Genomic DNA, 6,923 nt, shown 5'->3' with positions numbered 1-6,923 from the left:
CTGAATTTCCCCCTGATCACTCCCATATCTGGTACTTTTTGAGGGGAAAAAAGTCCAAAAGTCTTATCCAACAAGGTTTTTAGATTTATTCAGCAAGCCCTAATTAATCTGGGTAATTCTGGGGCTTTACACGGTTATATTGCCATTATTTTAAGTGCTGCTTTATTCGCTTTAGTAACATCTCGAAAACTAGGGGTATTATTGGACTCCAGCACTGCTTTTACTATGAAAAATGGCAATAAACGTTCTCCTGATATAGCCTTTTTTGCCAAGGAACGTCTGCAAGGATTGGAAGAATTGCCGACGGGTTTTTTAGAAGGTGGGCCAGATTTAGTGGTAGAAATTCTCTCTCCAGGGAATACAGTGGCAGAAATCGAGGACAAAATTGCCGAGTATTTTGCCAATGGTACTCGTTTGCTCTGGGTTATCAGTCCAGGTCAACACTATGTCTTAGTTTATCGTTCTGGGTACGAACCGCAGGGATTATTAACATCAGGAGATTTTCTGGAGGGGGAAGATGTGGTTCCGGGGTTCACTTTTCCCGTGGCTGATTTGTTTCAAAAACTATCTTTTTGAATCTTTCTTCTCAACAAATCGGCTAATAAATCGGCACTGTCACTAATAGCTAGATGAGAAGCTTGTTGAGCCATGGCGGCCAATTTTTCGGGATTAGACCATAAATCGAGGACTAATTCGCCTAAAAACTGAGCAGTTAACTCATTTTGACGGTAAAGATAAGCCGCTTGAGCTTCAGCGAAAACTTGGGCATTATAGAACTGATGGTCTTCGGCAGCAAAAGGATAGGGAATTAAAATCGAAGGCGTACAAGTGATCGCTAATTCTGTTAAAGTGCTGGCTCCAGAGCGACTGATAGCCAGATTAGCTCTTTGCCATAATCCCGCCATGTTGTTGTAAAAAGGCTGGGAAAAATAGTTAGAATGGCGCAAACTATCCGCTTCGGGGTCGTTTTCTCCCGTGAGATGCACGATATAAATGCCTTTTTCTAACCATTGGGGAGCGCTTTGTCGCACAAGTTGATTAAGAGCCACGGCCCCTTGAGAACCACCGGCAACGACAATTAAAAAAGCATCCTCTGGAATCGGTAAATCTAGGGACTGGGGAATGAGAAACTGTTCCCGTACGGGAGTACTAGACCAAGTGGTGCGAGTGCCGGGTAAATAGCTGGCGGTTCCCTGAAAACCGAGGGCAACCGTATCGCACCAGCGACCGAGAACTTTCGTGACTTTGCCCGGTATGTAGTTAGATTCGTGTAGGATGACGGGAATATTAGCTAAACGAGCCGCTAAAATGGTGGGCCCTGCGATATAACCCCCGGTGGTAAAAACTGCCGCTATCTGACGTTTTTTGATTAAACTACGCACTTGCCAAATGGCCCGCAGTTGACTGAACAGAATCTTGAGAGTTTTTAACCCGAAACGGGTTTGAAACCCCTCAATCGGGATGCTGTGCAGGGGATAGGTTTTTGGAACTAAGGACTGTTCCAGACGGTCTGGAACTCCTAACCATTCAATCTCGTAATCCGGCAAGCGCTCGGCCAGGGCCAAAGCGGGAAATAAATGACCACCAGTACCACTAGCGGCAATCAAGAGACGGGTTGGAGTGCGTGCCATAATTCGAGAGAGGGTAAATTCAGTCCTAGAATGAAATAATCTACCATAGTTATCGATCCTTACACAAACTATCACTAATGCGTAACTTGAACACAATCCCCGATAAATTTTTTCGTCAATCCCTCAATTTTTCCCTATCGTTGCTGTTAGGTTTGGGGTTAACTTTTACCCTTGCCAACAGTTTGCGGGCCGAAAAGCCAGAAACTGCTCCGGCTAATTTAAAAACCCTTATCTCCAAAATCGAAACGGCGGCTAATGAGCGAGATATCAAGCAATTAATTGAGTTTTATAGTCCTAAATTTACTAATTCCGATGGCTTGACCTACGAAAAAACTAAAAAGGCTTTGACTCATTTTTGGGAACGTTATAACAATCTAGAATACACCACGACCCTCGAATCTTGGAGTCGTTCTGGGGACAAGTTAACGGCCAATACAATTACTAAAATTACCGGGACAGGAAAGGTGCAGGGACGAGTGGTGGGAATGAATGCTACGATTCGTTCTCGTCAACAATTTCAAGGGAATAAACTTGTTTATCAGGAGATTTTAAGCGAGAGAGTCGAGTTAAGCACCGGCAAAAATCCCCCCAGTATTCAAGTGAGAATTCCCGAAAGGGTGAAAGTGGGTCAAGAATTTGATTTTGATGTGATTGTCCGCGAACCTTTGGGGGATGATTTATTGGCCGGAACGGCGATCGATGAGAAAGTAGATATTGAGCGTTATATTAATACAAAGCCTCTAGAATTGGAGTTATTACAGTCTGGCGGTTTATTTAAGCGGGTAAAAGCGCCGGCAACACCGGAAAATCGCTGGTTATCGGCGATTTTAATTCAAGGAGATGGGATTGTTGTCGTTACTCAACGGGTTAAGGTAGAAAAGTAATTGTTATCTGGGTTTTGCGGCAAAAAGCTTGTTGGTGGGGTGTGGGGTGTAGGGTGTAGGGTGTGGGGTGTAGGGTTTTATTCCCCCCGTTCACTCCAATGGCTGGCACTTTCAGGCAATTTAATCCTTATTTTTGCCGTTTTTGAACCCTCAAAAATTAATTATGCAAGAGGTTTAATAAATACTCTGATTAAGCATAGAGGTGAGAAACATCCCTCGTCCATACTTGAAAATTTGTTAAATTTACTTGACCAAAAGAAGTTGTTAGGGCAGCATCAACGGCATCTAAGCCGCGAGTCATTAAAATCCGCCCGATTCTGGGGGTGTTATGACGAGCATCAAAGGTGTACCATTGATGGTCTAAATAAACTTCAAACCAAGCACTAAAATCCATCGGTAGAGGTTGGGGAGAAATACCGATATCTCCGAGATAGCCGGAGGCATAACGGGCAGGAATATTTAGGCAACGGCAAAAAGTCAAAGCTAGATGGTTAAAATCGCGACAAACCCCCGTTCTTTCCCGATAGACATCATAGGCGGTTTTCGTCACCCGCGCGTATTCGTAACCAAAACGAATGTGACTATGAACCCAATCACAAACCGCTTGTACCCTTGCCCAACCGGGGGGAGTTTGTCCGAAAAGTTCCCAGGCAATTTCCGCAAGCAAATCTACTTCGCAATAACGGCTACTCATTAGGTAGGGAAAAACTTGGGTTGGTAACTCTGCTAAAGGAATTTCTTGGGCATTCCAATTAACGATATCGGGTTTCCATTCATTCTCGATAACTGCTTCATTGTGAATGCGGATCTGTCCGTCGGGTAAAATTAGACGACTGGTTCGATTACCGAAGCTATCTAAAAATTCTTCTATTTTTGTTGCCGGTTCCACCTGCAAATTTTCCGATTGTCTAACTTGATTTAAAATTGAGGGGTGTAGATAAAGTTTTAACAACATGACCACGGGTAAGGGGACATCAAAGCCAAATTCATAACCAACATGGATTAACATTAGGACTCCTATCTAGGGCTTGCTGAATAAATGTGAAATGTAGGCAAGGTAAGGTTTTTGTGGCTTTTCTCGCTCCCACAGGTGCAAGATTTTGAGAGAATTGTGCTTCCAAACCTTGCGTCTTCATCGGCCCGCGTCCTGTAGGGGCGAAGCATTCGGGCAATAACCTATCGGTGAAACCGTAGATTTTCTATCCGAATGCTTCGCCCGTACTTTTTGCCGCAAACCCTATCTAGATAGCAATTTTGTCGGGATTTGTCGGGATGAAACGCCAATAATCGCCAGACTGAAAAAAGTTGGGACCGACTACTTAGTTAAAAGTTTGAGGAGAAAGTAATAGCCAAGCTGAAAACCGATAAGCTTTGTACGGATTTTTTTTATTGTAAACTGCTTCAAATAAAAGCTTTGTAACTTTGAACACAAGCCATCGGCAGGATTAGAGCTATCGAAAAGAGTCCGGGGTGGATGGTTCCTCTAATAGACGAATTTCAATGGGGATGTGGGCTAGTTTAGCAAAAATCTTTTGTTGATAACTGACGGGCCACCATTCGTAAAGAAAAATTTCTAAAGGTCGCCAGAGGGCCACCCAACCACTAATTAATAGTCCTTCTTCTAAGAAGTGAATAAATGTATCGCTGCCAAAACGACCAATTAATTCGCTGAGACTCAAACAAACAAAAAGAAAGGAGAGACCAATTATCAAAGATACGCGTCCCTGTCGCCAAATTGTGCGTAATTTTCTTTGTTCTCCCTGTTGGCGATAGTCAAAATAATTATGTAAAGCTGAGGGTAACAGATGTCGGGCGGTGTTTTGTTCTTGACTGGGGAGATAAAAGACTAATTTAAGGGGGGTATTGAGGGGAAATTCATCCACAGAGTTAATAATATAATTTTCGGCGTTATCGTCTAAATCTCTATCTAAAAATGGCGAAGGATCGAGAGAATTAAAGACTTGCTGTAACTGATTAAGTTTAATTTCAATTAAGTAAGTTCCTTCCTCCTCTCGATAATAGGATTGTAATTTATTTACCAGTTTAGACATTAGTTATTAATGTTAAGTAAATAGGGTGAACTGATACAACTAAAATCTACTAAGTAGGTAGGCACAATTATTTGTAGGGCGTTGGGTTTCATGCTTCAACCGTTCGGCTGAGCTCACGGCCGAAGCCCAACCTACGTTCATCTTATATTTAATTCCACCCACCCACTTAGAAGTTACTTCATCTTGCTCATTCAGGCTGAGGATTGTACTATCTTTGAGAATATTTTAGCTGTATCAGTCCCAGAACATTAATTTAATTTAGCGACCGAAACCAGCGTACCAAAAATAGGTGACCATGGGGATTACTGTAGCTAAAACCAGTAAAACTATCACCCAAATCGTGGCGCTTTTATCGTCAGTTTCTTCCGCGGTAGTAAAGGTACTTTCGATATTAATTGTCGCTACTTCCGGCGGTCCGGGATCCGCTTCTCCAGAAAGTACCGCCGTTAGACGACGACTAGCATCGAGTAAAGCTTGATTATATTTTCCCCCATCTTTGAGGGGAACTGCCATAGTTTCCGAGAGGATACTATCGGCAATAGCATCGGTTAATAGGGGTTTTGCTTCCTCCCCAACCCGAATAGCAGTTTTATTGGTTAAAGTATCAAGGACGATGATAGTTTGATTGGCACGATCTTCGGAGTTAGGATACCATTCTCTCAGGATATCATCGGCTAAATTGTCAATTTTTTGACCGTAATCCAAGCGCCGGACTACCACCATTCTCACTTCTTGGCCGGTTTTTTCGGCGAGGTTTTTCAGATCTTTATTTAATTTTCCTTCGTTAGCGGCACTAATGGCCGCAACGGGATCGACCACATAAGTGGGCGCTCCAGAGCTTAAAATGGGGAGGTCATAGACTCCCATGGCAGCAGCCGGTGACAGGGAAACACCCAAGGCTATACAGCAGGAGAGAAGGAGAGAAGCTAATAATTTGAGCATATTGATTCGGTAAAATTCCTATAGAACATGATAGGGGAAAAGTTTACTGTTTTTTGAGTCGGGAGACAGAAGACAGCAGATGGGAAGCTTTTTTCAGTGAAACTGATAACTGATAACTGATAACTGATAACTGATAACTGATAACTGATAACTGATAACTGATAACTGATTATGAATGATTTTGAGGAACTAGAGTCTAAAAAACGGGAAAAAACCCTAGAAACGCAGTCCTATCGCGATAATTTGCTCTCGCGGGTGACAAGATTACTAATTTCTCAAGATATCCACTTGGCGATCGATCATACCCTAGAACTGCTCTGTCAATTTACCCAGAGCGCTCACTGTTACATTATTCAATATTCGACCTGTCGTCAGCAGTGGAGTATGGTTTATGAATACTGTCACCCCGACTATCCGCAAGTTATCCCGATTCGGGAACAATCACAAAATCTCTCGACGGAAACCTTTCCCTGGTTTTCGGAACAATTATTAAACGGTATTCCAGTTAAAATAAACTCTTTAGACGATTTACCAGCTACTGCTATCCCTGAAAGAACTATTCTCGCTCATAGTTCTACTCCCTGTCTCTTAATCGTTCCCATGTGGGATAGTTATGGGGTAACGGTGGGTTATCTGGGATTGGATGCAAGTGCAGAAAAGCAATGGACAAGGGAAGATGTCACCTTTGTCCGGTTGCTGGGAGAATTAATTGCGATCGCACAAAGTAGATATGAAGCGGAAAAAGAGTTAAAAGAGGCTAAGGAAGCGGCAGTTAAGGCAAATAAAGCTAAAAGTGAGTTTCTAGCTAACATGAGCCACGAATTACGCACTCCTCTTAATGCTATCTTGGGTTTTACTCGCTTAATATCCCGGGATAGCAGCATCAGCAGTGAATATCGGCAATATTTGGAAATTGTCAATCGTAGCGGGGAACATTTATTAGAGTTAATCAACGATATTCTAGAAATGTCGAAGATAGAAGCAGGAAGAACGGTTTTTAACCCTAGTAATTTCGATTTATACGCTCTTTTAGATAATATTGCCGAAATGCTCCGTCCACAAGCGCAGGCAAAAGCTTTAAGCTTAATTTTTGATCGCAGCTCCGATCTGCCTCAATATATATGTACTGATGAAAGTAAATTGCGACAGGTGTTAATCAATCTCTTGGGTAACGGATTGAAGTTTACTGAGTCGGGAGGGGTAACTCTCCGGGGAAAAGTAGGGGAGAAAAGAGGAGATTATCAGCGATTGCTCTGGGAAATTGAAGACACAGGCGCAGGAATCGCCCCAGAGGAGATTTATAAGCTATTTCAACCCTTTAACCAAACGGAAACGGGACGAAAATCCCAACAGGGGACAGGATTGGGTTTACCTATCAGTAAAAAATTTGTTGAGTTGATGGGGGGTGCGATCGG

General features: G+C 42.8%; 6 protein-coding genes and 1 pseudogene. 3 read left to right on the top strand and 4 right to left on the bottom strand.

Going from position 1 to position 6,923, the window contains the following annotated elements; all coding sequences use genetic code 11:
* Positions 1-99 precede the first annotated feature (99 nt).
* Positions 100-576, top strand: a pseudogene (locus tag IQ242_RS12675) (Uma2 family endonuclease); the annotation flags it as partial.
* Here IQ242_RS12675 and murG read toward each other — a convergent pair.
* Positions 558-1,631, bottom strand: coding sequence for an undecaprenyldiphospho-muramoylpentapeptide beta-N-acetylglucosaminyltransferase (murG, locus tag IQ242_RS12670; protein WP_193960223.1), 1,074 nt, complete (start codon positions 1,629-1,631; stop codon positions 558-560). The pseudogene IQ242_RS12675 and the gene murG sit on opposite strands and share 19 nt — an antisense overlap.
* 77 nt (positions 1,632-1,708) lie before the next feature.
* On the opposite strand from murG, the gene IQ242_RS12665 reads away from it, so the two are divergent.
* Positions 1,709-2,515 (top strand): nuclear transport factor 2 family protein, encoded by an 807-nt coding sequence (locus tag IQ242_RS12665; RefSeq protein ID WP_193960222.1) that lies wholly within the window; start codon positions 1,709-1,711, stop codon positions 2,513-2,515.
* 190 nt (positions 2,516-2,705) lie between these two features.
* Here the strand turns inward: IQ242_RS12665 and IQ242_RS12660 are convergent, their stop codons facing one another.
* From IQ242_RS12660 to psb32, 3 genes are all read right to left on the bottom strand, one after another.
* Positions 2,706-3,524 carry a transglutaminase family protein gene (locus IQ242_RS12660; protein ID WP_193960221.1) on the bottom strand — a complete coding sequence of 273 codons (819 nt, stop codon included), beginning with the start codon at positions 3,522-3,524 and terminating at the stop codon, positions 2,706-2,708.
* Between the two features lie 442 nt (positions 3,525-3,966).
* Entirely contained in the window at positions 3,967-4,566 is a 600-nt protein-coding gene (locus tag IQ242_RS12655; RefSeq protein WP_193960220.1) for a hypothetical protein, read from the bottom strand.
* 258 nt (positions 4,567-4,824) lie between these two features.
* Positions 4,825-5,508, bottom strand: coding sequence for a photosystem II repair protein Psb32 (gene psb32 / locus IQ242_RS12650; protein WP_193960219.1), 684 nt, complete (start codon positions 5,506-5,508; stop codon positions 4,825-4,827).
* 171 nt (positions 5,509-5,679) lie between these two features.
* Between psb32 and IQ242_RS12645 the strand changes: the two genes are divergently transcribed.
* A partial coding sequence (locus IQ242_RS12645) for a GAF domain-containing protein (protein ID WP_193960218.1) occupies positions 5,680-6,923 on the top strand: 1,244 nt, incomplete at its 3' end.

This window comes from Microcystis sp. LEGE 08355, assembly GCF_015207185.1.
GTDB lineage: Bacteria > Cyanobacteriota > Cyanobacteriia > Cyanobacteriales > Microcystaceae > Microcystis > Microcystis panniformis.
Note: the sequence above shows the minus strand (reverse complement) of the source record. Positions and strands in the feature narration are given on the sequence as shown.